Genomic DNA, 2404 nt, shown 5'->3' on the forward strand with positions numbered 1-2404 from the left:
GAATGTCGCTGATGACTTTTATATTCCATTGCAGTTTTTTTGTAGTCGAGGATAGTGATACGATCATGTCGTTAATCACGTTATCAACAAAATCTTGTCGGTTGATTTTTTCTTTTTCTGTCATTGCCATAACTCCTTTGAGGAAATTACCCCCGCGTATGGCGGGGGTTTTAATACTATACTAGAGTTGCGGGGCTGTCTTTATAAACCCCATGAAGATAGGCGATGTATGAATGGGCGTTTTCTAACGTGGGGAATATGCGTGATTGTTTTAACGCTGAATTTTCAAATAACGGTAATGGCGTTAAAGCCGATTTAGTCGTAAATATAGAAGTGCTTGCCAACTGCGGCTTTCCGTGAATAAGATTATATTCCGCATACGCCCGATAATGAATTGAACCGCGCCCCCGGCGCAAGCCGGGGGAACTGCGGCGGTTTTTATGCCGCATTTATAACTACCTCCTTTTTTTCTAATGGCTGTTGGTTAAAACCGCACACGGGGCATTTTGTCTTGTCCTTGCATTGCGGACAAACAACCGATGATGAAAAAGCCGATGATAATTCATTGATGATGATGTCAATGGCTTTTGGCATGGACACGTTAAGCGCCCATGCGAGGCGGCGGACTGTTACGCACGCCATTTCGGAAAACTGCGGCGAATAGAACCGCTTTTTTTCGTTGTACATAGTACAACCTCCTATAATTGTAGTAGCCCCCGATAGCTAGGCACGGGGGGCATGAAGGAGGGCTAAAACCCGAAACCGCCGCCTTTAACAAAAACCCAACGAAGGCAGGCGGGGTATTTTGTATTGGTGGTGTGGGCTGTAGCGCCCTTCGCCACCGCACAGGGCGCGCTCACACCACCAAGGAAAACAAAATACCCCGCCTGTTGGGTGTTATTAATTTTTAAAAACTAAGAATAGAAAAAATTGCGCAAGCAATTTTTACCTTATTTTACCCTATAAGGGAAAAACGCTTACACAGAAGAATTAGAATAATTGCCCTGTCCCCCGCAGGGGGTTGGCATGGCTTTTGCCTGGCTGTAGCCATTTATTCCCACTGCAAAAGCCATGCCAAAAGGGTTATACGGAATGAATTACCTGTTATGTGAAATTATGCGAAAGTTTACGAAGTCTTGTGCGTGTTACAAGGACTTGAGGAGCGTAATAAAGATTAATGTGAGCTACAAAATCTTGAGAGGCAAAACGTTGGCTTGTCCAAGTAGAGGGGATAGCGTAATCTGACCACTAAAACACAAAGATAATATTTTTATTTTTTTTCTAATTTGTTTTAGTGGTCAGATGGAGCGTAGGAGGAGACTTCTCCCTCCTAAATTATTTCTTGAAATATTGTGGCAGACACGATTTATTAATGTTGACCTACACGTTATATGTGTGGGTGGTCGGCGGTCAAACGACACTATGAAAAAGTGGTGTCGGTTACGTTGCGTGTCCCATGTCGTCCCATGTTAATGGTTTTTCTTCTTTATTTTTCATTTAATGTCTTTTCCATGAAAGTTTTCCAGTATTATGAATAAGTTCATTTTTTTGTTTTCCCCTTTATAGTTTTTACCTTCTTGCCTTTTCCTGTTTTTTTGGTTTCTGTAAATAATTCGCCTGTAAGTTTTTGATATAATTCAAATAAATACGCAACACGTTGACCGTCATCATCGAAAGAACGACCATAGGCTGTCTCGACAGCCTTATCTAGTTTTTGATGGGCTTGTGATAATTCCTTTGGCATTGCTATAGGGTCATACAAGTCAGCTAGGCTTGAATGGGGAAAAAGCAAGCGAGCGTCTAAAACGGCTTGTGCTGACTTTTCAATTTCTGCTTTTTGCTTTTCCGTTGGTTCAGGAAAGGGAAAATTATTATATACTATATCTTTTGAATAACGATAATCGCTTTTTAACCTTCCGCAAACATATCTTGTCCATGCCATGTGCATTGTTGAGGTTAATATTCCAAAGTGATAAAGTGTTCCATCTGGAATTATTAGACATGTATCGCCAGCAATCGTATTTTTATTAAAAAAACCCATTGGTATATATTTTCTAGTTTCTGATGAAACCCGGGGAATTAATATATAGTCTTTTCCTCCTGGTTGAGTAATTTGTGCAAATAAATGTGGGACATCAGCAAGGAATGGTCGTGATGATTTTAAGCGAATTTCTTTATTATTTTTAACCCTTTGATATACCATCTTTAATTTTTTAAGTTCATCAGGCTTTATATCAACTAGCCAAAGGCAATATTGCTCTTTTTTATTAATATATTCCTGAATCCGTATGACTAATTCCGTAAGTCTATATAATACAAGGAATTAGCGAAAACAACCGTAAACCAAATGGGTTTGAAAGATCATGCCCGCCGTGATATGTTTTAATTACAACAAAAAAACGTA

General features: G+C 39.8%; 3 protein-coding genes. All 3 read right to left on the minus strand.

The features are described 5' to 3' along the window. Positions 1 to 176 precede the first annotated feature (176 nt). Positions 177 to 449 carry a hypothetical protein gene (locus ACYVRH_RS15050; protein WP_461257661.1) on the minus strand — a complete coding sequence of 91 codons (273 nt, stop codon included), beginning with the start codon at positions 447 to 449 and terminating at the stop codon, positions 177 to 179. Beyond that, positions 439 to 687, minus strand: a complete 249-nt coding sequence (locus ACYVRH_RS15055) for a hypothetical protein (protein WP_461257662.1) — start codon at positions 685 to 687, stop codon at positions 439 to 441. Before ACYVRH_RS15055 ends, ACYVRH_RS15050 begins: the two co-directional genes overlap by 11 nt. A gap of 853 nt (positions 688 to 1540) precedes the next feature. Beyond that, positions 1541 to 2290 (minus strand): type IIL restriction-modification enzyme MmeI, encoded by a 750-nt coding sequence (locus tag ACYVRH_RS15060; protein WP_461257663.1) that lies wholly within the window; start codon positions 2288 to 2290, stop codon positions 1541 to 1543. Positions 2291 to 2404 lie beyond the last annotated feature (114 nt).

This window comes from Treponema sp. R80B11-R83G3 (genome assembly GCF_054786115.1).

What these genes read in the sequence shown, in the direction of transcription:
- ACYVRH_RS15050 (WP_461257661.1), bottom strand. Translation starts at nt 449, where the DNA reads ATGCGGCATAAAAACCGCCGCAGTTCCCCCGGCTTGCGCCGGGGGCGC.
- ACYVRH_RS15055 (WP_461257662.1), bottom strand. Translation starts at nt 687, where the DNA reads ATGTACAACGAAAAAAAGCGGTTCTATTCGCCGCAGTTTTCCGAAATG.